This is a genomic window from Cellulosimicrobium sp. MI9406 (assembly GCF_040595865.1).
Lineage (GTDB): Bacteria > Actinomycetota > Actinomycetes > Actinomycetales > Cellulomonadaceae > Cellulosimicrobium > Cellulosimicrobium funkei.
In genome coordinates, this window is record NZ_JALIZI010000002.1 from 360,868 (window position 1) to 385,564 (window position 24,697).

Here is a 24,697-nt window from a genome sequence, read left to right on the forward strand (position 1 = left end):
CGGCAGGGACACCGTCAGTTCACTGCCCAGGGACCGTCGGACGACCTCCGGCGGTCCGTACCAGGAGGTACATCCGGATGCCCGCTTACACCCTGCCCGAGCTGTCCTACGACTACGGTGCGCTCGAGCCGCACATCTCCGGGCGGATCATGGAGCTGCACCACTCCAAGCACCACCAGGCCTACGTCACCGGCGCGAACACCGCCCTGGAGAAGCTCGCCGAGGCCCGCGAGTCCGGCGACTTCGCCGCGATCAACCTCCACGAGAAGAACCTCGCGTTCAACCTCGGCGGCCACGTCAACCACTCCGCCTTCTGGACCAACCTCTCCCCCGAGGGCGGCGGCGAGCCCACCGGCGAGATCGGCGCCGCGATCGACGAGCACTTCGGCTCCTTCGACGCCTTCAAGAAGCAGTTCGCCGCCGTCGCCGCCGGCGTCCAGGGCTCCGGCTGGGCCATCCTCGCCTGGGACTCCATCGGCCAGAAGCTCATCACCGTCCAGCTCTACGACCAGCAGGGCAACCTCACCCTCGGCCTGACCCCCATCGTCCTGCTCGACGTCTGGGAGCACGCCTACTACCTCGACTACCAGAACGTGCGCGCCGACTACGTCACCGCCTGGTGGAACCTCGTCAACTGGTCCGACGCCGAGGCCCGCCTCCAGCGCGCCAAGACCCAGACCGCCGGGCTCATCGTCCCCTGACGACCCCGCCGCACGACACCCGGTCGGCGAGCACGACCCTGCTCCCCCACCACAACGAGGTTGGTCCCGCTATCCGGTGGATGGCGGGACCAACCTCGTTCTCGGCGGCCGCCCAGGGCCACCCCGGTCAGTCCGCGGTCGCCAATAGGTGCCGCGTCGTGGCGTCGGCCCCGGGGGCGTCGCCGGCAGCGTCTCCGGCCGTCACGACGTTCCGGCGCGCTCCGTCGCCTGCCCCACACACCGCCCCTCACACTGCCCCGCACCGCGACCACGCACCGTCCCGCGCTGGACCTCTGGACGAAGACGCCACAGCCGTTCAGCGAGCGAGCCGGGGCGCGTCCGGGCCGCCGTCGTCGTGACGGCTTCCCCGCTCGACGTGAGGCCGCCCTGCAAACCTGCAGCCCTGCCCTGCCGTGTCCGCTCCCGTCCGCGCGTGTGCGCTCCCGCCGAACGGGGGCGCTCCCGCCCAGGCGTTGGCGCCCCATTCCGGCCTGGGACGCTAGAACGCCGTCAGAGCGCCACAGAGAGCGGCTCCGGCACTCGGACGTGTCCCCGCAGCAACGAACGCCCTACGCCCCCGCGCAGACAGCAGGACGGCCCGACCCCCGTGAGGGGATCGGGCCGTCCGGAAGCGGTGCGTCAGTGCGCGTGCTGGCCGCGGGAGAACTCGAAGACCCAGCCGACGAGGGCGATCGCACTGAGCGCGATACCCACGTAGACCAGCCACCAGCCGACCGCGAGGCCGAGGAAGACGACCGCCGCCGAGCCTGCGATCGCGAGCGGCCACCAGCTCCACGGGGCGTACACGCCCTGGTCGCCGGCACCCTGCTCGATGAGGCCGTCCGGGTCGTCCTCGGGCCGCGCGTCGATCCGCTTGGCGGTGAGCGCCAGGTAGGCGCCGATCATGCCCGAGAGGCCCGCGGTCAGGAGGAGCGCGGCGCTGCCGACGGGCTCCCAGCCGCTCCAGAGCCCGTACACCACGCCGATGAGCGCGAAGAAAGGCGTCAGGAAGATGAACAGCTTGTACTCGACCTTCACTTGCCGGCCTCCTCGTCCGTGTCACCCGTGCGCGGCTCGTCGATGATGATCGTCGACGTCGAGTCGCTGCCTGCCTGCTTGTCGCCGAGGCGGTCGAGCGCGACGCTCTTCTCACCGCGGCGGTCGGCCTCCCCGTAGACCTTCTCCAGGACGTTGGGGTTCGGCTCCGCGTGGTCCATCGCGGCGACCTCGGGGTGGTGCAGGTCGAACGCGGGCGACTCGGAGCGGATACGCGGCAGCGACGTGAAGTTGTGCCGCGGCGGCGGGCAGGACGTGGCCCACTCGAGCGAGCGGCCGTAGCCCCACGGGTCGTCGACCTGGACCTTGGGCGCGTTGCGCCAGGTCGTGTAGACGTTCCAGAGGAACGGCAGCGTCGACGCGGCGAGGATGAACGCCCCGACCGTCGAGACCTGGTTCTCCCACGTGAAGCCGTCGGACGGCGCGTAGTCCGCGTAGCGGCGCGGCATGCCCTCGACGCCCAGCCAGTGCTGGATGAGGAACGTCATGTGGAAGCCGATGAAGAGCAGCCAGAAGTGGACCTTGCCCAGGCGCTCGTTGAGCATGCGCCCGGTGAACTTGGGCCACCAGAAGTAGAAGCCGGCGAACATCGCGAACACCACGGTGCCGAACACGACGTAGTGGAAGTGCGCCACCACGAAGTACGAGTCGGACAGGTGGAAGTCGAGCGCCGGGCTGGACAGGATGACGCCCGTGAGGCCGCCGAAGAGGAAGGTCACGAGGAACCCGATCGACCACAGCATCGGTGTCTCGAACGTCAGCTTCCCTCGCCAGAGGGTCCCGATCCAGTTGAAGAACTTCACGCCGGTCGGCACCGCGATGAGCATCGTCATGAAGGCGAAGAACGGCAGGAGGACCGCGCCGGTCACGTACATGTGGTGGGCCCACACGGTGACGGACAGCGCCGCGATCGCGATCGTCGCGTAGACGAGGCCCTTGTAGCCGAAGATCGGCTTGCGGGCGAACACCGGGAAGATCTCGGACACGATGCCGAAGAACGGCAGCGCGATGATGTAGACCTCAGGGTGCCCGAAGAACCAGAACAGGTGCTGCCACAGGATGGCGCCGCCGTTCTCGGGGTTGAAGATCTGGGCACCGAGGCGCCGGTCGGCGCCGAGCGCGAAGAGCGCGGCGGCCAGGGGCGGGAACGCCATGAGCACGAGGAGGCTCGTGATGAGCGTGTTCCACGTGAAGATCGGCATGCGGAACATCGTCATGCCGGGCGCGCGCATCGTGATGATCGTCGTGATGAAGTTGACCGCACCGAGGATCGTGCCGAAGCCGGCGAGCGCGAGCCCGAACACCCAGAGGTCTCCCCCGAGCCCTGGACTGAACGTCGTGTTCGACAACGGCGCGTACGCGAACCACCCGAACGAGGCGGCGCCCTGCGGCGTGAAGAAGCCGGCCGAGGCGATGAGACCGCCGAAGAGGTAGAGCCAGTACGCGAACATGTTCAGTCGCGGGAACGCGACGTCCGGCGCACCGATCTGCAGCGGCATGATCACGTTCGCGAACCCGGCGAAGAGCGGGGTCGCGAACAGCAGCAGCATGATCGTGCCGTGCATCGTGAAGAGCTGGTTGTACTGCTCCTTGCTCTGCACGATCTGGATGCCGGGCTCGAAGAGCTCCGCACGGATCACGAGGGCCATGAGGCCGCCGATGCAGAAGAAGATGAACGACGTGATCAGGTACATGTACCCGATCGTCTTGTGGTCGGTGGACGTGACCCACTTGATCACGGTCCGCCCGAGGGTCTGACGCCGCGGCGCGAGACCGGGGATGACTTCGGCCTGCGCGACCATCAGTTCTCACCCTCCGTGGTAGCGGTGACAGGGTTCGGGTCCTGGAGACGGCTGAAGCCCTCCACCGGGATCTGACCCTCCTGGCCCTTCTCGCGGAGCGCCTCCATCTGCGCGTCGTACTCCGCGCGGTCGACGACCTCGACGTTGAACAGCATGCCGGAGTGGTGCTCGCCGCAGAGCTCGGCGCACTTGCCGGCGTAGACGCCCTCGCGCTCCGGGGTGACCACGAACTCGTTCGTCCGGTGCGGGATCATGTCGAGCTTGTAGAGGAACGCGGGGATCCAGAAGGAGTGGATGACGTCGCGCGACTGCAGCTCGAACCGCACCGACTCACCGACGGGCAGGTAGAGCGTCGGCAGCGCCGCCGCCGTGCCCGGGGCACCGTCGATCGTCGCGTCGTCGGTCATGGTGTCGCCGACGTCCGCCAGGTGCTGGCCCGTCTCGTAGACGTCGTCGTCCACGTAGTTGAAGTCCCAGCTCCACTGCTTGCCGATGACCTGGACCGTGAGGTCGGACTCGACGTCCTTGTCCACGATCGCGCTCATGTCGCGGTCCGTGTAGAAGAAGAGGACGAGGACCATGAGGATCGGCACGGCCGTGTACATGATCTCGAGCGGCAGGTGGTAGCGCGTCTGCACGGGGAGCTGGTGGTCGTCCTTGCGCTTGCGGTACGCGGCGACGCACCACAGCATCAGGCCCCACGTGATCACGCCGACGATGAGGGCCGCGATCCAGGAGCCGGTCCACAGCGACGTGATCCGGGCGGTCTGGTTGGTCACCTCCCCGTCCTCGTAACCGGGCAGGAACCCGCGCTGGACGGTGTCGGTGGCGCAGCCGGACGCCACCGCGGCGACGGCGACGGCGAGGGCCGTCGCCCGCAGGATGGTGCGCCGTGTGCGGCTAGGGGGTTGCGAGTGCAAGGGGGGCCTTTCACGTCACGTCCTGCCCGTGCCCGTCTTTACGAGCCCAGCACAGGACCTTCGTCCTCGACACACGAAGCCTAGCGCGGGATTCCGCCCTTCGTGGCCCGGAACGCGCTGCGGACGGGCGAGATGCGGCACACGTCGTGGCCGGTCAGGGGTGGGTTCGGCACACCCGTCCCGAGTCTGTCAGATCCTTGCCACACCGTCGGCCCACCGGGCAGCACGGTAGCGTGCCGGTGGGGCCTTCGGACTCCCGGAGGCACCTCGTCGCGGGGCGCGCGAGCGCAACGATCCGACGCCGTGCGCCGGACCCCGACCGGCGCCCTGCGCCCGCTCGGGCACTCTCAGCCCGGCCGTCCCCCGCTCCGCGACGGCCCCGCCCGCGCCCTGGAGGCCATGTGACACACACCACCCCCGATCGCCGGGTGCTTCTCGACAACGGGGGGCACGCCCCCTGGCACCCGCTCGCGCGCGAGGCCTTCGACCGCGCGCTCGACGACGGCTGGGCCGACCCCCGACGTCTGCACGCGGAGGGCAGGCGTGCCGCGGCCCTGCTCGACGGCGCCCGCGAGGCCGTCGCCGCCGCGCTCGGCGCGCGCACGGAGGAGGTCGTCTTCACCGCCAACCACACCGCGTCCCTCCACACGGCCGTCGCCGCGCTCGCCGGCGCCCGTCACCGCGCGGGGCGACGGGTCGTCGTCGGCGCCGTCGAGCGTGCCGCCGTCCTGCACGCCGCCGAGCACGGTGGCCTGGAGCGGGAGGTCGTCGGGGTGGACGGGTCCGGCCGCGTCGACGCCGCGGAGATGACCGACGCCGTCGGCCGTCCCGGCGTGGCACTCGCCGCGCTCCAGGCCGCCAACGGCGAGGTGGGGACGCGTCAGCCGGTCGCGGCCGTGCACGAGGCGGCGCAGCGGGCAGGGGTCCCGCTGCTCGTGGACGCGGGGGCCACGCTCGGGCACGACGTCGTCCCCGAGACCTGGGACGCGCTCGCCGCCGACCCGGCGGACTGGGGCGGCGGTCCGGGTACCGGTGTCCTCGCGGTGCGTTCCCGCGTCCGACGGCGCAGCCCGTTCCCGGAGGACGCGGAGCCGTGGGCACCCGGTGGGGTGTCCGTCCCGGCGGCGTTCGCCGCGGCCGTGTCGCTGCAGGCGGTGCTGGCCGACCGGGACGCGCAGGACGCGCGGCGTCGGGCGCTCGTCGACCGCGTGCGAGCGCGGGTCGCACAGATCCCCGACGTCGAGGTGGTCGGCGACCCGGTCGACCGGCTCCCGCACGTCGCGACCTTCTCGTTCCTCTACGTCGACGGCGAGGCGCTGCTCACCGACCTGGACCGCGAGGGCGTCGCCGTCGGCTCCGGGTCGGCGTGCACGTCGAGCTCGCTCGAGCCCTCGCACGTCCTCGCGGCGATGGGCGTGCTCACGCACGGCAACGTGCGCGTCGCCCTGGACCGCTCGACGACGGAGGACGACGTCGAGCGGCTGCTCGCCGCCCTGCCGGACGCCGTCGCCCGCGTGCGCGCGGCGCTGGGGGTGCAGGGCCTGTGACCGGCGCTCCCCCGCCCTTGCCGGCGTCCGGCGCGTCCGGCGACGCGGGCGCGGCCGGCGACGTGGTCGACGCGCGCGGGCTGCGCTGCCCGCTGCCCGTGATCCGGCTCGCGGCGGCAGCGCGCGACCTCGCACCGGGCGCCAGGCTCACGGTGTGGTCGACCGACCCGGCCGCCCGCCTCGACGTCCCCGCGTGGGCGCGGATGCGCGGGCACGCGGTCGTGGGCGAGGCGCAGCTCCCCGGTCAGGGAGAAGCCGAGGCCTGGGCGATCACCGTCGAGATCGGCGGCTGACCCCGCCGCGAGCGGGGCGCCACGACCCGCGGACGACGCGAGCCCGGCCACCCGCGGACGGGTGACCGGGCTCGTGCGGTCCGGTGGCGTGCGCGCGGCACGCCGGACGGCTCAGCTGAAGGAGCCGCCGCAGGCGCAGGCGCTGCCCGCGTTGGGGTTGTCGATCGTGAAGCCCTGCTTCTCGATCGTGTCGGCGAAGTCGATCGTCGCGCCCTCGAGGTAGGGGACGCTCATCTTGTCGACCACGACCTCGACGCCGTCGTAGTCGCGCAGCGCGTCGCCGTCGAGCACGCGCTCGTCGAAGTAGAGCTGGTAGATCAGGCCGGAGCAGCCGCCGGGCTGCACCGCGACGCGCAGGCGCAGGTCGTCGCGACCCTCCTGCTCGAGGAGCGTGCGGACCTTGTCCGCGGCCTCGTCGGTCAGGTTGACGCCGTGCGTGGCAATGTCGGTGGTCTCGCTCATCTCGTCTCCGCGCTGTCGGGGGCAGTGCTGCCCCGGTGGTGGCCGGCTTCTCGGATCTCTCGAGAGAGATCCCGTCAGGTCCTCAACACCACACGTGCCGGTGGTGTTCCCGAGTCTACGACCCCGCGCGGCAGGAAGGTCGAACGGGCCTCGCCGCACGGGGTGCGAGGACGACGACGGAGGAGCCGCACGGGCGGCGCCGTCGACCTCGGCCGACGCGCGCCTCAGCCGCGCGACCACGTGCGCGCGACGCGCTCCACGAGGTCGCGCGGGTCGCCGTCGCCCCACGCGTACGCACCGCTGAGCCCCGCGGCCGCCTGCTCGCGACGGCCCGCGACGACCGCGCGCGCGACGACGACCACCGGGAGCGCGTGCCGCGCCGCCCGGCCGGCCACCTCGCGGACGGTCCCCTCGCCGAGCTCGTGCGCGCCGAGCTCGTCCGCGAGCACCACGACGACGTCCGCGGCCGCGAGCCGCGCGTCGAGCCCGACGTCGTCCGCCACGACCCGCAGCGCGGGCACGAGCCGGCCGCCCAGCGCCGCGACGGCGAAGCCCAAACCTCCCCCGCTGCCCGCCCCCGACAGCCCGGCGAGGCGGCGGCCCGCCGTCGCGCCCGCGAGCAGGTCGCGCCCGACGATCCCGTGCTCCCCCGGCCCGGCCGCGTCCGCGTGATCGACGGCGGCGGCGACGTCGTGCGCGACCGCGCCGAGCGCGCGCTCGAGGTGCTGGGCCACCAGCGGGTCGACACCGCGCGCGTCGAGGGTCGCGCTCGCGCCGTGCAGACCGAGGAGCGGGACGTCGGACGCGACGGCCGCCACGAGGTGCGTGCCGCCCAGCGCGGCGCGCGCGGCGCGCACGACGTCCGCCAGCCGGGCGGGCGCCACCTCGGACGCCGACGGCTCGCCCGCGAGCGCGAGGAGCGCCCCGAAGCCCGCGTCGTGGCTCGTGCTGCCCCCGGTCGCGAGGACGACCCGGCCGGGATCCGACCCCGCCCGAGCGGCGTCGACCGCGAGCGCGAGCAGGTGCCCGACGGCGGTCGACGAGCGGGCGGGCACCGTCGTCGGCGTCCCGTCGGCATCGACGACGACGGCCTCCCCGGTGGCCGGGACCTGGGACGCGTCGACGACGACGGTCCGGGCCTGCACACCCTCGTGCGGCGAGGACGCGCGCCGTCGGACGGCGACCGGGACCTCCGCGCCGCCCGGGCCCGGCACGACGCCCGCGAGGACCTCGGGCGCGACGGGAGCGACGGCGTCGAGGAACGCGGGCCCCGACGCCGCGAGGGGCACGGTGTCCACGGCGCCGTGCGCGGACCACCACGAGGCGACGTCGGCGAGGCTCGGTCCGGCGGCAGTCGGCACGACGTCGCGGCCCGGCCACGCGCCGTCGGGCGGGGGCGGGACGGCGGACCCGGTGAGCAGCACGCGCATGCCCGGATTGTGCCAGCCCGGGCGCGGCCCGGCGGGTCGCGCCCGGGCGCGCCGATCCGCGGTGGGAGGGCCCTCTCCGTCTCCGCGGCGCTGTGCGACGATGGTCTCGTGAGCACCGGGAGCACCTTGTTGTCGTCCGTGGGCGGTCAGAGCACCGCACGCCCGGGCGGTTTCGTCGAGCCCAGCCCGTCCGCCCTGCTCCTGCTGGGGCAGGGCCGCGACCTCGCGTCCGAGCGGGGCGTCGAGTGCGTGGGCGACCTGCCCGCGCCGAGCGACCCCGACCTGGTCGAGCGCGCCCGGGTCGCGCGCGCCGCGCTGGGCGAGCGGGCGTTCGTCCTGGGCCACCATTACCAGCGCGACGAGGTCATCGACTTCGCCGACGTCATGGGCGACTCCTTCAAGCTCGCGCGCGAGGCGGCCGCCCGCCCCGAGGCGGAGTTCATCCTGTTCTGCGGCGTGCACTTCATGGCCGAGAGCGCGGACATCCTCACCTCCGACGCGCAGCAGGTGGTGCTGCCGGACCTCGCGGCGGGCTGCTCGATGGCGGACATGGCCGCGATCGACCAGGTCGAGGACGCGTGGGACGTGCTGCAGGAGGTCGGCATCGCCGACTCGACGATCCCCGTGACCTACATGAACTCCTCGGCCGCGATCAAGGCCTTCACGGGGCGCCACGGCGGCACGGTGTGCACGTCGTCGAACGCGGAGGTCGCGCTGCGCTGGGCGTTCGACCAGGTGGGCGGCGTGGACGGCACGGGCAAGGTCCTGTTCCTCCCGGACCAGCACCTGGGGCGCAACACCGCGGTCCTGAAGCTCGCGATGTCGCTCGACGACTGCGTCGTGTTCGACCCGCGCAAGCCGAACGGCGGCCTCACCGACGCCGAGCTGCGCGACGCGCGCATGATCCTGTGGCGCGGGCACTGCTCGGTCCACGGGCGGTTCTCGGCGAAGAACGTCGACGACGTCCGCGCGGCCGTCCCGGACGTCAACGTGCTGGTGCACCCCGAGTGCAAGCACGAGGTCGTCACGGCGGCGGACTTCGTCGGGTCGACGGAGTACATCATCAAGATGCTCGACGCCGCCGAGCCGGGCTCGGCGTGGGCGATCGGGACCGAGCTCAACCTCGTGCGCCGCGTCGCGCGGGCGCACCCGGACAAGCAGGTGCACTACCTCGACTCGACGGTGTGCTTCTGCTCGACGATGAACCGGATCGACCTGCCGCACCTCGTGTGGGCGATGGAGTCGCTCGTCGCCGGTCGCGTGGTGAACCGGATCGTCGTGGACGCCGACGACGCGCACTGGGCGCGCGTCGCGCTCGACCAGATGCTCGCCCTGCCCGGCCTCTAGGCGCGCGGGCAGGAGCGGTCGAAGCCCTCGGGACGCGGGGGCGCGCGGAGGTGGCCATGGGAACGGGCAACGGGACGAACGTGGGGATCTTCGTCTTCGACGAGGCCGAGGAGCTCGACGTCGCCGGGCCGTTCGAGGTGCTGTCGGCGTGGGCCGAGCACTCCGTGCTCAAGCCCCAGGTCTCGACGTTCTCGTGGGACGGCGGCGGCGTGCGGCTCGCGAAGGGCCTCCGGCTCGTCCCCGACCGCTCGGCGGACGACGTCGGCCCCCTCCACCTGCTCGTGTACCCGGGCGGTCGCGGGACGCGCCCGCTGCTCGCCGACCGCGTGCACCTCGAGTGGCTGCGCGCGATGCGGGCGCGCACCCCGGTGATCGCGAGCGTCTGCACGGGCTCGCTCGTCCTCGCCGCGGCAGGGCTCCTCGCGGGCCGGCCCGCGACGACGCACTGGGCGCACTACGACGAGCTCGCGCGGATCGACCCGAGCGTCGTGGTCGACACGGAGGCGCGCTACGTCGACGACGGCGACGTGGTCACCTCCGCCGGGGTGTCCGCGGGGATCGACATGGCGCTGCACCTCGTCGCGCGCCTGGAGAGCGCCGACGTCGCGCGCGCCGTACGGCGCGGGATCCAGTACGACCCCGACCCGCCGGTCTGATCGGGCCGAGCGGTCGGCGGGCCTGGGGTCAGCCGACCCGAGCGGTCAGCGGCGCGCGTAGCGGCCGGTGCGGTGCGCCCAGACGTCGAAGAGGACGGTGCAGAACGGCGGGACGGTCGCGGCGAGCGCGAGGAAGGTCGTCCAGAGCGACCAGCGGACGCGCACGGCCACGAGCACGGCGAGCGCGACGTACACGAGCACGAGCGCCCCGTGGACGGGCCCGAAGATCTCCACGCCGCGCTCGGTCGTCCCGGCGACCCACTTGAGGTACATGCCGACGAGCAGCCCGGCCCAGGAGAACGCCTCGGCGATCGCGACCGCGCGGAACGCGCGGACCTGCCACGGGTGCGCGGCGGGCGACCCGGTGTCGGCGGTGGCGGTGGGGCGAGGGGCGGGGCTCGTCGTCGTCACGGCGCGCATCCTCGCACACCGACCTGGAGGGGGATCGCCCGCCGTCGACGACAGATACCCGATACCGCTGGTGCGGGGTAGTAGCCTGCCCCGGTGACCCGCCAGATCCAGCTCCTCGTCGCCAGCACGATGCCGCGCAAGGCCGTGCCGGGCCGCGGCGTCCTCGAGCCGTCCGTCACGCGCATGCGCGTGCGTCCGGGCGACCTCGACTTCTACCTGCACGTGAACAACGGCGTGTACCTGCAGATGATGGACGTCGCGCGCAGCAACTTCATCGCCGACCTCGGCGGGTTCCCCCTGCTCAAGGACAAGGGCTGGTACCCCGTCGTCGCGGCGTCGACCATGAAGTACCGCCGCTCCCTGCAGCTCGGGGACCGCTTCGAGATCACGACGCGCGTGCTCGGGTGGGACGAGCGCGTCGTGTACCTCGAGCAGGTGTTCACACGCCGCGGTGACCTCTGCGCGCGCGGGCTCGTCGCCGGGCGCTTCCTCGCGCGCGGGTCCGGCGACCGGATCGCCGCGCCCGACGTCGTCGGGCTCCTGGGCGGCGACGTCACCTCCCCCGAGCTCCCGGACGACGTCGCGCGGTGGGCCCGGGCGGTCGACGTCGCCCACCGCGCCTGACGCCTGACGCCGCACGGCGGCGCTCCCCGGCCGACCGGGGAGCGCCGCCGCGTGCGGACCGGGCGGTCGCGGGTCAGGCGACCGCGCCGCCGAGCCGGGCGAGCAGGAGCGCCTCGGCGAGCACGACCTTCTCCAGCTCGCCGAGGTGGACCGACTCGTTCGCGCCGTGCGCGCGCGAGTCCGGGTCCTCGACGCCCGTGACGAGGATCGCCGCGTCCGGGAAGACCTCGAGCAGGTCGGCGATGAACGGGATCGACCCGCCGATGCCGATGTCGACGGGGTCCGTGCCCCACGACGTCGCGAACGCCCACCGCGCGGCCCGCATCGCCTCGGAGTCCGCCGGGGCGAGGAACGGCTTGCCCTGCTCGCCGTCGCGCACGGTCACGCGCGCGCCGAACGGCGCGTGCGACTCGAGGTGCGTGCGCAGCGCCGCCATCGCGGCCGCCGGGTCCTGGCCGGGCGCGAGCCGCACCGAGAGCTTCGCGGTCGCGCGGGGCGTGAGGGTGTTCGACGCGTGCGCGACGCTCGGCGCGTCGAGCCCGATCACGGCGATCGCCGGCTTGGTCCACAGCCGCCCGGCGATGCTGCCCTCCCCCGCGAGGACGGTGCCGTCGAGGAGCGAGGAGTCGGCGCGGAAGTCGGCCTCGGCGTAGTCCACGGTCGGCTCGTCCGCGGTGGCGAGCCCGGGCACGGCGACGTTGCCGGCGTCGTCGTGCAGGGTCGTGATCAGCCGCGCGAGCAGCGTCACGGCGTCGAGCACGGGGCCGCCGAACATGCCCGAGTGCACCGCGTGGTCGAGCACCGCGACCTCGACCTCGCAGTCCACGAGCCCGCGCAGCGACGTCGTGAGCGCGGGCACGCCGATCTTCCAGTTCGAGGAGTCGGCGACGACGATGACGTCGGCCGCGAGCAGGTCGCGGTGCTGCGTGAGGAACGGCAGGAAGGTCGGCGAGCCGATCTCCTCCTCGCCCTCGACGAACACCGTCACCCCGACGGGGAGGCCGCCGATCTCCAGGAGGGCACGCAGGGCGCCGAGGTGGGCCACGACGCCCGCCTTGTCGTCGGCCGCGCCGCGGCCGTAGAGACGGCCGTCGCGCTCGGTCGGCTCGAACGGGTCGGTCTCCCACGTGCCGGCGTCGCCCGGGGGCTGGACGTCGTGGTGCGCGTACAGCAGGACGGTCGGGGCGCCGTCGGGCGCCGGGCGGCGCGCGACGACGGCCGGCGCGCCTTCGGTGCCGTCCTCGGCCCGGGCGCGCAGCACCTGGACCTCGGGCAGGCCGGCGTCGCGCAGGAGCGCGGCCACGGCGTCGGCGCTGGCGGCGACGTGCGCCTGGTCGAACGCGGCGTTCGAGACGCTCGGCACGCGCACGAGCGACTCCAGGTCGGCGCGCAGCGCCGGGAAGAGCCGGGCGACGGTCTCGCGGAGCGTGGTCGCGAGGGCGGTGCCGGGCGCGGGGGCGGTGGGTTCGGGTGAGTTCGTCACGACCAGCACGGTACGACACCGTGCGGCCCCGGACCCGCGTCCAGGCACCCCGTCGGCTCGACTACCCTGGAGGGGTGTTCTCCCGCAACAAGGCCGCCGCGACCCCCGCCGCCCCCGACCCCGTCGAGGAGGCGGCCGAGATCGAGCGCGCCGGCAAGGGCCGCCCGACCCCCAAGCGCAAGGTCTCCGAGGCCGCGAACAAGCGTCCCCTCGTGCCGAACGACCGCCGCGCCGCCGCGAAGTCCGCGCGGGAGAAGCAGCGCGAGATGCGCGACCGTCAGTACCAGGCCATGCAGACCGGCGACGAGCGCTACCTGCCGCCGCGCGACAAGGGCCCGGTCAAGCGCTACGTGCGCGAGTACGTCGACGCCCGCTGGAACCTCGGCGAGTTCTTCCTGCCCGTCGCCCTCGTCTTCATCGTGTTCTCGTTCCTCACGGCGCAGAACCAGGAGCTCGCGTTCCTCACGGTCATGACGCTGTACGTCATCGTCCTGCTCACCGTCGTCGACGGCTTCATCATGTGGCGGCGCCTGCGCAAGCGCCTCCTCGCGAAGTTCGGCGACATCCCCAAGGGCACGGTCATGTACGCGGTCATGCGGGCGTTCCAGCTCCGCCGCGCGCGGCTGCCCAAGCCGACGCACAAGAAGCACGGCGTCTACCCCGAGTGACGACGGCGCCCGGCCCCGCGAGCGGCCGGGCCCGCGGCTAGGTTGGGTCCATGCCCACCTACCGCTACCTCGGCAACTCGGGTCTCAAGATCTCCGAGATCACCTACGGCAACTGGCTCACCCACGGCTCCCAGGTCGAGAACGACGTCGCGACCGCGTGCGTGCACGCAGCCCTCGACGCCGGCATCTCGACGTTCGACACCGCGGACGTCTACGCCAACACGAAGGCCGAGCAGGTGCTCGGCGACGCCCTCAAGGGCCAGCGGCGCGAGTCGCTCGAGATCTTCACGAAGGTCTACTGGCCGACCGGCCCCGGCGGCCCCAACGACACCGGCCTGTCGCGCAAGCACGTCATGGAGTCGATCAACGGCTCCCTGAAGCGGCTCGGCACCGACTACGTCGACCTCTACCAGGCGCACCGGTACGACACCGAGACGCCGCTCGAGGAGACGATGCAGGCGTTCGCCGATATCGTGCGCCAGGGCAAGGCCCTGTACATCGGCGTCTCCGAGTGGACGGCGGACCAGATCCGCGCGGGCCACGCGCTCGCGCAAGACCTCGGGTTCCAGCTCATCTCCTCCCAGCCGCAGTACTCCATGCTCTGGCGCGTCATCGAGGACGAGGTCGTGCCGACGTCGCGCGAGCTCGGGCTCTCGCAGATCGTCTGGTCGCCCATGGCGCAGGGCGTGCTGTCCGGCAAGTACCTCCCCGGCAAGCCTCTGCCGGCGGGTTCGCGTGCGACCGACGACAAGGGCGGCGCGCGCATGATCCAGCGCTTCCTCACCGACGACGTGCTCACGCGCGTGCAGAACCTCCGGCCCGTCGCGGACGAGCTGGGCCTGAGCATGGCGCAGCTCGCGATCGCGTGGGTGCTGCAGAACGACAACGTCGCCGCGGCGCTCGTCGGGGCCTCGCGCCCCGAGCAGGTCGCGGAGAACGTCAAGGCGTCGGGCGTGACGATCCCGGCCGAGCTCATGACCCACATCGACGAGATCCTCGGGGGCGCCGTCGAGCGCGACCCGGGCAAGACGGCGGAGAACGCCCCGCAGGGCCGCGTCGCCTGACGCACGCCACCGCACGCGACGACGGCCCCGGCGGCGCGTCGGGGCCGTCGTCGTCTCCTCACCGGCCGGACTGGGGCATGCCTCCCTCGTCCGGCCGGGGGCCTGCGGTCGCGGGGACGGGCTCCCGCGACGCGGTCTCGATGTCCGACGCGGGCTCGCCGTCCGACGCCCCCTCGACGTCCGCCGCCGCCTCGGAGGCCGCGGCGGCGACGAGCCCGCGCGGCGCGAACCACCGCGCCGTGAGCTGGACGATCGGCCCGACGGCGAGCGCGTAGGCGACCGTCGCCCAGCCGAGCGTGCCGCCGAGCGCCCAGCCCAGCGTCACGACGACGACCTCGAGGAGGGTCCGCACGAGCCGCACCGACCAGCCGGTGCGCGCCACCAGGCCGGTCATGAGCCCGTCGCGGGGTCCCGGGCCGAGCCGTACGCCCAGGTAGGCCGCCGTCGCGAGGCCGTTGAGCACGATGCCCCCGACGGCCAGGGCCACGCTCGCGGCGACGCCCGGGTCGGGCACGAGGCGCGTGACGAGCGCGATGGCCGGGTCGATCGTCAGCGTGATGACGACGACGTTCGCGACCGTGCCGATCCCGGGCCGCTGCCGGAGCGGGATCCAGGCCAGCAGGGCCAGCACGCTGAGCGACCCGACGACGACGCCGAACGGCAGGCCCGTGCGGCGGACGACGCCCTGGTGCAGCACGTCCCACGGCATCCCGCCCTGGCCCGCGTGGATCAGCATCGCCATGGACAGCGCGTAGCCGAGCAGGCCGAGGAGGAGCTGGGCGGTGCGACGGGTGGGGCTCATGGGTGTCATCCTGACCGCCGAGTGGCATCGACATCCATAGCCAATCGCGAGAGAGTGGCCTCATGAGCCTCGCCCCGGCCGGGACGGTCGACGTCCACCGCCACCTGTCCCCCGCTGCCGCCGCCCGGCTGCTCGGCCGGTGGCACGCGGGCGGCCCCGCGTACACCGCCCTCGCCGACGCGCTGCGGGCCGCCGTCCTCGCGGGAACCCTCGCGCCGCACACGCGCCTGCCCTCGGAGCGCGACCTCGCCGTCGCTCTCGGCGTCTCGCGCACCACGACCGCCGCCGCGTACGGGCGGCTGCGCGAGCTCGGGTTCGCGCGCTCGCGCACCGGCTCCGGGACCGTCGTCGTGCTCCCCCGCCCGAGCGCGCGCCGGCCCGCGGACCGCGCGGCCGGCGGCGACGCCCCGCCCGGGCCCGCGCCGCGCACCGCGCCGATCGACCTCGCCGACCTGTCCCAGGCGACCTCCGCCGCCCCGAGCGGCCTGCACGCCGCCTACTCGCGCGCGCTGGAGCGGCTGCCCGAGTACCTGTCCGGCGGCGGCTACGAGCCGTACGGCCTCGGCGTGCTCCGCGAGGCCCTCGCCGACCACCACACGCGCCGCGGCACGCCCACCACGCCCGACGAGGTGCTCGTCACCACAGGTGCCCAGCACGCCATCACCACGCTCGCCGACACCCTCCTCGGGGTGGGAGACCGCGCCGTCGTGCAGTCGCCCACGTACTACCACGCGATGGAGTCGCTGCGGCGGGCGGGCGCGCGGCTGGTGCCCGTCCCCGTGGGCCGGGGCGACCGCGGGGCGCGGGGCGGCCACGACCGCGACGCGCCGGGGTTCGACGTCGACCTGTTCGACTCGACGCTGCGGCAGGTCGCGCCGCGGCTCGTCTACCTCGTGCCCGACTTCCACAACCCGACCGCCTACACCCTCACGCCCGAGGAGCGGGCGGGCGTGCGCGACGCCGCGGCGCGCCACCGCGTGACCGTGGTCGGCGACGAGACGCTCACCGACCTCGACCTCGACGGCGACCCGGACGCCACCGGTCCGGTCGTGGAGCCGCTCGCGGGAGACGGCACCTCGCCGTACGTCGTCACGGTCGGCTCGGCGTCCAAGTCGTTCTGGGGCGGGCTGCGGGTCGGCTGGGTCCGCGCCCACCCGGACCTCGTCGCCCGCCTCGCGCGCACGCGGCAGTCGGCGGACATCGCCACCGCGGTGCTGGAGCAGCTCACCGTCGTCGAGCTGCTCGACGACGCCCCCACGGTTCTCGCCGAGCGCCGTCGGACGCTCCGCGCGCAGCGCGACCTCCTGTGCGGCCTGCTCGCCCGGGCGCTGCCGCAGTGGCGCGTGGCCGTGCCCGAGGGCGGTCTCTCGCTGTGGGTCGACCTGGGCGCGCCGGTCGCGCAGGCGCTCGCCGCCGCCGCGGCGGCCGAGGGCGTGCTCGTCAACGCCGGCCCGACCTTCACGCCCGACGGCAGCGCGGCCGACCGGCTGCGCCTGACGTTCTCCCGACCGCCCGAGCAGCTCGAGCACGCCGTGGCACGGCTCGCCGCCGCGTGGGCCCGGGTCGCGGGCTGACGGTCCTCCGGGGCGACGGCGCGCGACGGGCTCGCGCGCCCGCGTTGCCCGCGTCGCCCGGGCCGACCCGTCGGCCGTGCGTCCAGGTCAGGAGGCGGGCGACCCGGTCAGGGGACGCGCAGCTCCACCGTCGCGGTCGCCTGGCTGCCGTCGTGCAGGAGCCGGGCGGCGGCAGCGCCCTCCGCGGCGAGGCTCCGCCAGGTCTCGCCGAGCCACTGCTCGGCGTCGTACTGCGTGGTGAAGACGGGGCTCACCGGAGCCGCGAGGGCGCGCCCCTCGGCGTCGTCGAGCTCCCAGACCCACTGCGGCCGGATCATCGTGCCTCCTTCGCGTCGGCGCCCCGCACGTGCGCGCCGGGCTCGGGGTGCCGCGCGAGGGAGCGGTTGATCCGCGCCGCCCACAGCGGGCCCTGGTAGAGGAACCCGGTGTACCCCTGCACGAGGTCCGCGCCCGCGTGCAGGTAGTCGCGCGCGTCGTGCGCGGTGGTGATCCCCCCGACGCCGATGATCGCGCGCTGCGGCCCGAGCCGCTCGCGCAGACGCGCGACGACGGCCAGGCCGCGTGCGCGGACGGGCGGGCCCGAGAGGCCGCCGGGCCCGCGGTCGTGCCCGATCGTCGTGTTCACGGCGACGACGCCGTCGAGGTCGAGCTCGTCCACGAGGTCGGCGACGGCGTCGACGTCCTCGTCCGCGAGGTCCGGGGCGATCTTGACGAGCAGCGGCACCCGGCCGACGCCCGCGTCCGCCGTGGCCGCGTCGGCGGCCTCGCGCACGGCCACGAGGATCGGCCGCAGCGACTCGACCTCCTGGAGGTCGCGCAGGCCCGGGGTGTTCGGGGACGACACGTTCACCACGAGGTAGTCCGCGTAGGGCGCGAGCAGGCCCGCGCTCGTCGCGTAGTCCGCGGCCGCCTCCTCGGCGGGCGTGACCTTCGTCTTGCCGATGTTCGCCCCGACGAGGACGGCACGCCCGCCCCGCGTCGAGCGCAGGGCCGCGAGCCGGCGCGCGGCCGCCGCGGCGCCCTCGTTGTTGAACCCCATGCGGTTGCGCACGCCCTGGACGTCGAGCTCGCGCCACAGGCGCGGCCGCTCGTTGCCGGGCTGGGCGTGCGCCGTCACGGTGCCGATCTCGACGAACGCGAAGCCGAGCATCGTCAGCCCCCGCACCGCCCGGGCGTCCTTGTCGAAGCCGCCCGCGAGCCCGAACGGCGCCGGGAAGACCTTGCCGAGCACCTCGACGCTCCCCCGGCCCCCCGCCGCGCGGCCCAGGTAGGGCGCGAGCGCCCCCTGGACGACGTCGCGCAGCACGGGCACGCGCCCGGCGAACCCGATGAGGTCGAACGCCACGTGGTGCGCCCGCTCGGGGTCCATCCGGCGGAACACGGTGTCGAAGAGGAGGCCGTAGAGGAGCGGTCGGCGGCGGGTCATGCGGCGTCCTCCGGGGCGTCGGTGGCGGGGGTGGTGGCGGGCGGGGTGGTCGCGCCGGGCGCGGCGGGCCGGGTGCGCCAGAGCCACCAGAGCCCGACGAACGGCAGCACGAGCGGGACGTAGCCGTAGCCCTGGCCGAAGCCCGACCAGACGGTCGCGCGCGGGAAGGCCTCGGGGTCGGCGAGCGAGAACGCACCGACGGTCAGGACGCCGACGAGCTCGACGCCCACGGCGAGCCACGCGACGCGCCGCGCGACGCGACCGCCCCGCGCGAGGGCGATCGTCGCGACGACGTAGACCGCCGCCGCGAGCGCCGACAGCGCGTAGGCGAGCGGCGCCTCGTGCCAGTCGCGCAGGAGCTGGACCCCGGCGCGGGCCGTCGCGGCGAGCGCGAAGATCCCGTAGACGGCGACGAGCACCCGGCCGAAGCCGCCGTTGGTGCGGCGCTGCCCCGAACGGGGGTCCGGGCGACCGCCCGCTGCGGGCGTCGCCGCCGGGTCCGCCCCGTCGGGGGCGGCAGGTGCGCTCATGGCGAGGGCCTCCAGGTCAGGCGTTCCAGATCTGCCACAGCCGCCACTCGAGGAACGCGACCGTGAGCGCCGCGACCGCGAGCACGACGGAGCTCCAGCGCGAGCGCTCCGCGAACGCCCACAGCGCGGCGACGGGCAGGATGACGAGTGCGGTCACGAGGTAGCCCCACAGCAGCACCGGGTCGGTGGGCGCCGTCCCGGTCGCGCCGAGCACCCCGAGCACGACCGCCTGCACGAGGATCAGCCCCTCGATCACCGCGGCGCCCCACAGCTGGCGCAGGATCACCGCGCGGTCGCGCGCGACGAACACGACCGCCCAGGCAGCGAGCGCGACGCACGCCGCGACCACGAGGAGCAGGAGGGGGAGGACCACGCCGCCGAGCGTACCGGGGGCGGTGGGCGCCGCGGGAATCGTCCACAGGCCCGGCGGACCCCGCGGGCGGCCGGGGATAGCATCGCGGGGTGGCTGAACTGACCGTCTCCAGCAAGAATCCCGCCGGTGCCAAGGTCGACGCGCTCGTCGTCGGCACCCACACGACGTCCGACGGCGTCGCGATCGTCGGGGGCGACCTGCCCCGTCCGGTGGTCGCCGCCCTCGAGGACCTCGCACCCGCGCTCGGCATCACGGGCGCCGCCGACGAGGTCCGCAAGGTCCCCGCCGGTCCCGACCTCAAGGCGGGCGTGCTCGTGCTCGTGGGCCTCGGCGCCCGTCGGGCCGACGGCACGTTCGGCGCCGAGGCGCTGCGCCGTGCGGCGGGGGCCGCGCTGCGCGCGCTCGCCGGCACCGCGTCGGTCGCCGTCGCGCTGCCCGTCGACGACGACGCGCAGCTCGCCGCCGTCGCCGAGGGCGCGCTCCTGGGCACGTACACGTTCGCGCGCTACCGCACGGGCGAGGCCGCGACGTCGGCCGGGAGCCGTCCGCCCGCGACCGTCGAGGTCCTCGCGGCGAACGCGCGCAGCGCGGCGGCGAAGGCCGCGGTCGAGCGCGCGACGGTCGTCGCCGCGGCCGTCAACGCGACGCGCGACCTCGTCAACGCGGCGCCGAACGACCTGTACCCGGCCGCGTTCGCCGACGTCGCGAAGCAGGCCGTCAAGGAGTCCGGCGCCAAGGGCCTCAAGGTCACCGTGCTCGACGACAAGGCGCTCGCCGCGGGCGGGTACGGCGGCCTGGTCGGCGTGGGCCAGGGCTCGGCGCGCGGGCCGCGCCTCGTCAAGGTCGCCTACACGCCGTCGCGCCCTGCGGCGAAGGTCGCGCTCGTCGGCAAGGGCATCACGTTCGACTCGGGCGGCATCTCCATCAAGCCCGCGAAGGGCATGGAGGCGATGAAGTCCGACATGGCCGGCGCTGCCGCGGTGCTCCAGACCGTCGTCGCCGCCGCGCGCCTGGGCCTGCCCGTGGCGGTCACGGGCTGGCTGTGCCTGGCGGAGAACATGCCGTCCGGCACCGCGCAGCGCCCGTCCGACGTCATCACGATCCGGGGCGGCAAGACGGTCGAGGTGCTCAACACCGACGCCGAGGGCCGCCTCGTCATGGCCGACGGCCTCGTCGCCGCGGTCGAGGAGAAGCCCGACGTCGTGCTCGACGTCGCGACGCTCACCGGCGCCCAGATGGTCGCGCTCGGCAACCGCGTCTCGGCGGTCATGGGCGCCGACGACGTGCGCGCGGAGGTCGTCGCGGCGGCCGACGCCGCGGGCGAGCAGTTCTGGCCGATGCCGCTGCCCGAGGAGCTGGGCGCGTCGCTGAAGTCGAAGGTCGCGGACCTCGCCAACATCGGCGACCGGTTCGGCGGGATGCTCGTCGCCGGGCTGTTCCTCCAGGAGTTCGTCGGCGAGACGCCGTGGGCCCACCTCGACATCGCCGGCCCCGCGTTCAACGAGGGCTCCGCGCACGGGTACACGCCGGTCGGCGGCACGGGCGTCGCCGTCCGCACCCTGCTGGGCCTGGTCGAGGGCCGCGCCCGCCGCTGACCCGACCCCGCCGAGCAGGTGGTCCTGGTCCGTCCGGTCGCCCCGACGGACCAGGACCGCCTGCTCGCCCGGCGGATGACCCGGTCATGAGCTCCTGCGCTGGCGCGAGTTCCAGTCCCGCATGCGCTGCGGGTAGCCGGTGAAGCGGACGTTGTAGACGGGCACGCCCAGCGAGCCGGCGACGTCGAACGCCGTCTTCTCGTCCGGCACGCGGCGCCGCGTCCACTCCCCCGTCGTCGCGATGAGCAGGAGCGTCGCGCCCGTGTCCGGCGTGGGCGGCTCGACGTACGCCTCGACGCCGACGCGCGTGCGCACGAACTCCTGCAGGTGCGCGAGCGTCGCGCGGCGGGCGTCCGACGGCGCGGCCGCGGCGCCGCCCGGCGACGAGGTCGTCGCGGGACGGCGGGAGAACAGGCTGGACAGCTTGGGCAGCCGGGGCACAGCGGCAGGGTACAGCGTGACCCTGGTCATACGGTGGGCACGCTGTCTCCATCGTCACAGCCGTACGGCCCAGGTTTCGATTGGGGAGCCCGTCCCCGAGGTGCCAAGATGGCTCCCGGAGAACGTTCACGCACCGTGGGTCAGCGGTTCCCGTCCGGCCCGCCGTCGTGCCGTGGACGCCCGCTCTCGCTCTCCCCTCGCTGAAGGAGTCGCACGTGGCCGAACCCGGCACACCATTCGACGTCGTCGTCCTGGGCGGAGGCAGCGCCGGCTACGCCACCGCGCTGCGTGCCGCCCAGCTCGGTCTCGACGTCGCGCTCGTCGAGTCGGGCCGGCTCGGCGGCACCTGCCTGCACAACGGGTGCATCCCCACCAAGGCGCTGCTCCACGCGGCCGAGCTCGCCGACGGCGCCCGCGAGGGCGCGAAGTTCGGCGTGCGCAGCACGCTCGAGGGCATCGACATGGCGGGGGTCAACGCGTACAAGGACGGCGTCGTCGCCGGCCTGTACAAGGGCCTCCAGGGACTCGTCTCCTCGCGCGGCATCACGTACGTCGAGGGCCACGGGCGCCTCGTGGCGCAGGACACGGTCGAGGTCGACGGCACCCGCTACACCGGCCGCCACGTCGTGCTCGCCACCGGCTCGTACGCCCGGTCGCTGCCCGGTCTCGAGATCGGGGGCCGGGTCGTCACGTCCGACCAGGCGCTGCGGCTCGACCGCGTGCCGAAGTCGGTCGTCGTGCTCGGCGGCGGCGTCATCGGCGTCGAGTTCGCGAGCGTGTGGAAGTCGTTCGGCGCCGACGTCCAGATCGTCGAGGCGCTGCCCCACCTCGTGCCGAACGAGGACGTGGCGCTGTCGAAGGCGCTCGAGCGCGCGTTCCGCAAGCGGGGCATCGCGTTCTCGCTCGGCGACCGGTTCGCCGGCGTCAAGGAGACCGACTCCGGGGTCACCGTGACCCTCGAGTCCGGCAAGACGTTCGAGGCCGAGCTGCTGCTCGTCGCCGTCGGGCGCGGCCCGCGCACCGCGGACCTCGGGTTCGAGGAGCAGGGCCTCACGCTCGACCGCGGCTTCGTGATCGTCGACGAGCGCCTGCACACGGGCGTCGGCAACATCTGGGCCGCGGGCGACATCGTCCCCGGACTCCAGCTCGCCCACCGCGGCTTCGCGCAGGGCATCTTCCTCGCGGAGCAGATCGCGGGCCTCGACCCGACGCCGATCGTCGAGTCGTCGATCCCCCGGGTCACGTACTGCGAGCCCGAGGTCGCGTCCGTCGGCGTCACCGAGGCCGACGCCGCCGAGACGTGGGGGGCCGACCAGGTCGAGTCCCTCGAGTACAACCTCGCCGGCAACGGCAAGAGCAAGATCCTCGGGACGAGCGGCTTCGTCAAGCTCGTGCGCCGCAAGGACGGTCCCGTCGTCGGCGTGCACATGATCGGCGCCCGCGTCGGCGAGCTCGTCGGCGAGGGCCAGCTGATCGTGGGCTGGGAGGCGTACCCCGAGGACGTCGCCGCCCTGGTCCATGCCCACCCCACCCAGAACGAGGCACTCGGAGAGGCGCACCTGGCCCTGGCCGGCAAGCCTCTGCACGCCCACAACTGACCCCAACGATCGAAGGAGACCAGGCAGGTCATGTCTGAGAACGTGCAGATGCCGGCCCTCGGCGAGTCCGTCACCGAAGGCACCGTCACCCGTTGGCTCAAGTCGGTCGGCGACACCGTCGCCGTCGACGAGCCGCTGCTCGAGGTCTCGACCGACAAGGTCGACACCGAGATCCCGTCGCCCGTCGCGGGCACGCTCGAGCAGATCCTCGTCCAGGAGGACGAGACCGTCGAGGTCGGCGCGAACCTCGCCGTGATCGGCGACGGCTCGGGCGGTGGCGGCTCCGCGCCGGCCCCCGCCGAGACCGAGGCTCCGGCCCCGCAGGCCGCGCCGGAGCCGGAGCAGCCGGCCGCCCAGGAGGCGCCCGCCGCCCCCGCGCCCGCCGAGCAGCCCGCGCCGTCCGGCGACTCCGCCGGTGGCGGCGAGGAGATCAAGCTCCCGGCGCTCGGCGAGTCCGTCACCGAGGGCACCGTCACGCGGTGGCTCAAGTCGGTCGGCGACACCGTCGAGGTCGACGAGCCGCTGCTCGAGGTCTCGACCGACAAGGTCGACACCGAGGTCCCGTCGCCCGTCGCGGGCACCGTCCAGCAGATCCTCGTCCAGGAGGACGAGACGGTCGAGGTCGGCGCCGTGCTCGCGATCGTCGGCTCCGGTGCCGCCCCGGCCGCGGCCCCCGCCGCTCCGGCCGAGCAGCCCGCGCAGGAGGCCCCGAAGCAGGAGGCGCCGAAGCAGGAGGCGCCGAAGCAGGAGGAGGCGCCGACCGAGGCGCGCACCCCGGCGAGCGAGGCGGACGTCCCCGCGCAGGCCGCGCAGGAGGAGACGCCCGCCCCCGCGACGAGCGCCCCCGCTCCCGCCGCGGAGAAGCCGGCCGCGCCGTCGGCTCCTGGCGCGACCCCGGCCCCCGCCGCCAAGGCCGGCGGCACGTACCTCACACCGCTCGTGCGCAAGCTCGCCGCGGACAAGGGCGTCGACCTCTCGTCCCTCACGGGCACAGGCGTCGGTGGCCGCATCCGCAAGGAGGACGTGCTCGAGGCAGCCCGCAAGGCCGAGGAGGCCAAGGCGGCGCCCGCCGCTGCCGCCCCCGCCGCCCCCGCGGCCGGTGGCGCTCCGAAGAAAGCGTCGGTCCCGGCGGTCTCCCCGCTGCGCGGCACGACCGAGAAGACGAGCCGCCTGCGCAAGCTCGTCGCGAGCCGCATGGTCGAGGCGCTGAGCACGCAGGCGCAGCTCACGACGGCGGTCGAGGTCGACGTCACGCGCGTCGCCGCCCTGCGCAACCGCGCCAAGGCCGACTTCAAGGCGCGCGAGGGCGCGAACCTCACGTTCCTGCCGTTCTTCACGCTCGCCGCGGTCGAGGCGCTCAAGGCCTACCCGAAGATCAACGCGACCTTCGCCGAGGACGAGATCACCTACCACGGCCAGGAGAACGTGGGCATCGCGGTCGACACCGAGCGCGGCCTCGTGGTCCCCGTCATCAAGGACGCGGGCGACCTCAACCTCGCCGGCATCGCGCGCAAGATCGCCGACCTCGGCGCGCGCACGCGTGCCAACAAGGTCGGTCCGGACGAGCTCGCGGGCGCCACGTTCACGATCACGAACACCGGCTCGGGCGGCGCCGTCTTCGACACGCCGATCGTCCCGGTCGGCCAGGTCGCGATCCTCGGCACGGGCACGATCACGAAGCGCCCCGTCGTGGTGACGGACGTGGACGGGAACGACACGATCGGCATCCGCTCGACGTGCTTCATCTTCCTGTCCTACGACCACCGCCTGGTCGACGGTGCGGACGCCGCGCGCTTCCTCACCACCATCAAGAACCGCATCGAGGAGGGCGCGTTCGAGGCCGAGGTCGGCCTCTGACGGACCCGCTCCGCGGCACCCGCCGCGGACCGCGCCG

The 24,697-nt window shown here is 74.2% G+C and carries 25 protein-coding genes; 12 read left to right on the forward strand and 13 right to left on the reverse strand.

Annotation, left to right across the window (positions count from 1 at the left end):
- The first annotated feature begins 77 nt into the window (after window positions 1-77).
- Window positions 78-701 (forward strand): superoxide dismutase, encoded by a 624-nt coding sequence (locus MT994_RS04660; RefSeq protein ID WP_085387761.1) that lies wholly within the window; start codon window positions 78-80, stop codon window positions 699-701.
- 639 nt (window positions 702-1,340) lie between these two features.
- Here the strand turns inward: MT994_RS04660 and MT994_RS04665 are convergent.
- From MT994_RS04665 to coxB, 3 genes are read right to left on the reverse strand one after another with little or no spacing between them, the layout of a single operon-like run.
- The gene (locus MT994_RS04665; RefSeq protein ID WP_021482037.1) at window positions 1,341-1,739 is read right to left on the reverse strand and encodes a cytochrome c oxidase subunit 4; all 399 of its coding nucleotides are present in this window, start codon (window positions 1,737-1,739) and stop codon (window positions 1,341-1,343) included.
- Window positions 1,736-3,559 (reverse strand): cytochrome c oxidase subunit I, encoded by a 1,824-nt coding sequence (ctaD, locus tag MT994_RS04670; RefSeq protein ID WP_021482036.1) that lies wholly within the window; start codon window positions 3,557-3,559, stop codon window positions 1,736-1,738. The genes MT994_RS04665 and ctaD overlap by 4 nt, the downstream gene beginning before the upstream one ends.
- A complete protein-coding gene (coxB, locus tag MT994_RS04675) occupies window positions 3,559-4,479 on the reverse strand; it encodes a cytochrome c oxidase subunit II (RefSeq protein ID WP_021482035.1) in 921 nt (306 codons plus the stop codon). The genes ctaD and coxB overlap by 1 nt, the downstream gene beginning before the upstream one ends.
- A gap of 428 nt (window positions 4,480-4,907) precedes the next feature.
- Here coxB and MT994_RS04680 point away from each other — a divergent pair, with 428 nt between their 5' ends.
- Entirely contained in the window at window positions 4,908-6,026 is a 1,119-nt protein-coding gene (locus MT994_RS04680) for an aminotransferase class V-fold PLP-dependent enzyme (RefSeq protein WP_354805326.1), read from the forward strand.
- 62 nt (window positions 6,027-6,088) lie between these two features.
- Window positions 6,089-6,319: a sulfurtransferase TusA family protein gene (locus MT994_RS04685; RefSeq protein ID WP_061269465.1), complete on the forward strand. Its 231-nt coding sequence runs from the start codon at window positions 6,089-6,091 to the stop codon at window positions 6,317-6,319.
- A 111-nt stretch (window positions 6,320-6,430) separates the two neighbouring features.
- Here the strand turns inward: MT994_RS04685 and erpA are convergent, their stop codons facing one another.
- Window positions 6,431-6,781 carry an iron-sulfur cluster insertion protein ErpA gene (gene erpA, locus MT994_RS04690; RefSeq protein ID WP_043658948.1) on the reverse strand — a complete coding sequence of 117 codons (351 nt, stop codon included), beginning with the start codon at window positions 6,779-6,781 and terminating at the stop codon, window positions 6,431-6,433.
- A gap of 224 nt (window positions 6,782-7,005) precedes the next feature.
- Window positions 7,006-8,211: a glycerate kinase gene (locus MT994_RS04695; RefSeq protein ID WP_354805328.1), complete on the reverse strand. Its 1,206-nt coding sequence runs from the start codon at window positions 8,209-8,211 to the stop codon at window positions 7,006-7,008.
- A 138-nt stretch (window positions 8,212-8,349) separates the two neighbouring features.
- Here MT994_RS04695 and nadA point away from each other — a divergent pair, with 138 nt between their 5' ends.
- Window positions 8,350-9,558 (forward strand): quinolinate synthase NadA, encoded by a 1,209-nt coding sequence (gene nadA / locus MT994_RS04700; RefSeq protein ID WP_354805479.1) that lies wholly within the window; start codon window positions 8,350-8,352, stop codon window positions 9,556-9,558.
- Window positions 9,559-9,614: 56 nt separating this feature from the next.
- Window positions 9,615-10,214 (forward strand): DJ-1/PfpI family protein, encoded by a 600-nt coding sequence (locus MT994_RS04705; protein ID WP_021482667.1) that lies wholly within the window; start codon window positions 9,615-9,617, stop codon window positions 10,212-10,214.
- Between the two features lie 45 nt (window positions 10,215-10,259).
- On the opposite strand, the gene MT994_RS04710 is transcribed toward MT994_RS04705, so the two are convergent.
- On the reverse strand, window positions 10,260-10,625 hold the full coding sequence (locus MT994_RS04710; RefSeq protein ID WP_228485374.1) for a DUF3817 domain-containing protein: 366 nt from the start codon (window positions 10,623-10,625) through the stop codon (window positions 10,260-10,262).
- A 93-nt stretch (window positions 10,626-10,718) separates the two neighbouring features.
- Between MT994_RS04710 and MT994_RS04715 the strand changes: the two genes are divergently transcribed.
- Window positions 10,719-11,249 carry an acyl-CoA thioesterase gene (locus tag MT994_RS04715; RefSeq protein WP_034652193.1) on the forward strand — a complete coding sequence of 177 codons (531 nt, stop codon included), beginning with the start codon at window positions 10,719-10,721 and terminating at the stop codon, window positions 11,247-11,249.
- A gap of 73 nt (window positions 11,250-11,322) precedes the next feature.
- On the opposite strand, the gene MT994_RS04720 is transcribed toward MT994_RS04715, so the two are convergent.
- Entirely contained in the window at window positions 11,323-12,732 is a 1,410-nt protein-coding gene (locus MT994_RS04720) for a dipeptidase (protein WP_354805329.1), read from the reverse strand.
- A 74-nt stretch (window positions 12,733-12,806) separates the two neighbouring features.
- Here MT994_RS04720 and MT994_RS04725 point away from each other — a divergent pair, with 74 nt between their 5' ends.
- Window positions 12,807-13,400 carry a DUF3043 domain-containing protein gene (locus MT994_RS04725; protein ID WP_021483072.1) on the forward strand — a complete coding sequence of 198 codons (594 nt, stop codon included), beginning with the start codon at window positions 12,807-12,809 and terminating at the stop codon, window positions 13,398-13,400.
- A gap of 50 nt (window positions 13,401-13,450) precedes the next feature.
- Window positions 13,451-14,464 carry an aldo/keto reductase family protein gene (locus tag MT994_RS04730; RefSeq protein ID WP_354805330.1) on the forward strand — a complete coding sequence of 338 codons (1,014 nt, stop codon included), beginning with the start codon at window positions 13,451-13,453 and terminating at the stop codon, window positions 14,462-14,464.
- Between the two features lie 58 nt (window positions 14,465-14,522).
- Here the strand turns inward: MT994_RS04730 and MT994_RS04735 are convergent, their stop codons facing one another.
- On the reverse strand, window positions 14,523-15,266 hold the full coding sequence (locus MT994_RS04735; RefSeq protein ID WP_354805332.1) for a hypothetical protein: 744 nt from the start codon (window positions 15,264-15,266) through the stop codon (window positions 14,523-14,525).
- 62 nt (window positions 15,267-15,328) lie between these two features.
- Here MT994_RS04735 and MT994_RS04740 point away from each other — a divergent pair, with 62 nt between their 5' ends.
- Window positions 15,329-16,840, forward strand: a complete 1,512-nt coding sequence (locus MT994_RS04740) for a PLP-dependent aminotransferase family protein (protein ID WP_354805333.1) — start codon at window positions 15,329-15,331, stop codon at window positions 16,838-16,840.
- A gap of 107 nt (window positions 16,841-16,947) precedes the next feature.
- On the opposite strand, the gene MT994_RS04745 is transcribed toward MT994_RS04740, so the two are convergent.
- Genes MT994_RS04745 through MT994_RS04760 form a run of 4 tightly spaced genes read right to left on the reverse strand, consistent with a single transcriptional unit; the run spans window position 16,948 to window position 19,169 of the window.
- The gene (locus MT994_RS04745; protein WP_034652937.1) at window positions 16,948-17,157 is read right to left on the reverse strand and encodes a hypothetical protein; all 210 of its coding nucleotides are present in this window, start codon (window positions 17,155-17,157) and stop codon (window positions 16,948-16,950) included.
- On the reverse strand, window positions 17,154-18,266 hold the full coding sequence (locus MT994_RS04750; protein ID WP_051028503.1) for a quinone-dependent dihydroorotate dehydrogenase: 1,113 nt from the start codon (window positions 18,264-18,266) through the stop codon (window positions 17,154-17,156). The genes MT994_RS04745 and MT994_RS04750 overlap by 4 nt, the downstream gene beginning before the upstream one ends.
- Entirely contained in the window at window positions 18,263-18,796 is a 534-nt protein-coding gene (locus tag MT994_RS04755) for a hypothetical protein (protein ID WP_354805335.1), read from the reverse strand. The genes MT994_RS04750 and MT994_RS04755 overlap by 4 nt, the downstream gene beginning before the upstream one ends.
- 16 nt (window positions 18,797-18,812) lie before the next feature.
- A complete protein-coding gene (locus MT994_RS04760; protein ID WP_034652936.1) occupies window positions 18,813-19,169 on the reverse strand; it encodes a hypothetical protein in 357 nt (118 codons plus the stop codon).
- A gap of 89 nt (window positions 19,170-19,258) precedes the next feature.
- Between MT994_RS04760 and MT994_RS04765 the strand changes: the two genes are divergently transcribed.
- Window positions 19,259-20,764: a leucyl aminopeptidase gene (locus MT994_RS04765; protein ID WP_354805336.1), complete on the forward strand. Its 1,506-nt coding sequence runs from the start codon at window positions 19,259-19,261 to the stop codon at window positions 20,762-20,764.
- A gap of 84 nt (window positions 20,765-20,848) precedes the next feature.
- Here the strand turns inward: MT994_RS04765 and MT994_RS04770 are convergent, their stop codons facing one another.
- Window positions 20,849-21,196, reverse strand: a complete 348-nt coding sequence (locus MT994_RS04770; RefSeq protein WP_228485420.1) for an oxidoreductase — start codon at window positions 21,194-21,196, stop codon at window positions 20,849-20,851.
- 224 nt (window positions 21,197-21,420) lie between these two features.
- On the opposite strand from MT994_RS04770, the gene lpdA reads away from it, so the two are divergent.
- Both lpdA and sucB read left to right on the forward strand, forming a co-directional pair.
- Window positions 21,421-22,803, forward strand: coding sequence for a dihydrolipoyl dehydrogenase (gene lpdA, locus MT994_RS04775; protein WP_144682184.1), 1,383 nt, complete (start codon window positions 21,421-21,423; stop codon window positions 22,801-22,803).
- 30 nt (window positions 22,804-22,833) lie between these two features.
- Window positions 22,834-24,660 (forward strand): 2-oxoglutarate dehydrogenase, E2 component, dihydrolipoamide succinyltransferase, encoded by a 1,827-nt coding sequence (gene sucB, locus MT994_RS04780; RefSeq protein WP_354805338.1) that lies wholly within the window; start codon window positions 22,834-22,836, stop codon window positions 24,658-24,660.
- Window positions 24,661-24,697: the final 37 nt, after the last annotated feature.

Coding starts and splice junctions, on each gene's coding strand:
- MT994_RS04660 (WP_085387761.1), top strand. CDS start 78: ATGCCCGCTTACACCCTGCCCGAGCTGTCCTACGACTACGGTGCGCTC.
- ctaD (WP_021482036.1), bottom strand. CDS start 3,559: ATGGTCGCGCAGGCCGAAGTCATCCCCGGTCTCGCGCCGCGGCGTCAG.
- erpA (WP_043658948.1), bottom strand. CDS start 6,781: ATGAGCGAGACCACCGACATTGCCACGCACGGCGTCAACCTGACCGAC.
- MT994_RS04695 (WP_354805328.1), bottom strand. CDS start 8,211: ATGCGCGTGCTGCTCACCGGGTCCGCCGTCCCGCCCCCGCCCGACGGC.
- MT994_RS04705 (WP_021482667.1), top strand. CDS start 9,615: ATGGGAACGGGCAACGGGACGAACGTGGGGATCTTCGTCTTCGACGAG.
- MT994_RS04730 (WP_354805330.1), top strand. CDS start 13,451: ATGCCCACCTACCGCTACCTCGGCAACTCGGGTCTCAAGATCTCCGAG.
- MT994_RS04735 (WP_354805332.1), bottom strand. CDS start 15,266: ATGAGCCCCACCCGTCGCACCGCCCAGCTCCTCCTCGGCCTGCTCGGC.
- MT994_RS04740 (WP_354805333.1), top strand. CDS start 15,329: ATGAGCCTCGCCCCGGCCGGGACGGTCGACGTCCACCGCCACCTGTCC.
- MT994_RS04745 (WP_034652937.1), bottom strand. CDS start 17,157: ATGATCCGGCCGCAGTGGGTCTGGGAGCTCGACGACGCCGAGGGGCGC.
- MT994_RS04750 (WP_051028503.1), bottom strand. CDS start 18,266: ATGACCCGCCGCCGACCGCTCCTCTACGGCCTCCTCTTCGACACCGTG.
- MT994_RS04755 (WP_354805335.1), bottom strand. CDS start 18,796: ATGAGCGCACCTGCCGCCCCCGACGGGGCGGACCCGGCGGCGACGCCC.
- sucB (WP_354805338.1), top strand. CDS start 22,834: ATGTCTGAGAACGTGCAGATGCCGGCCCTCGGCGAGTCCGTCACCGAA.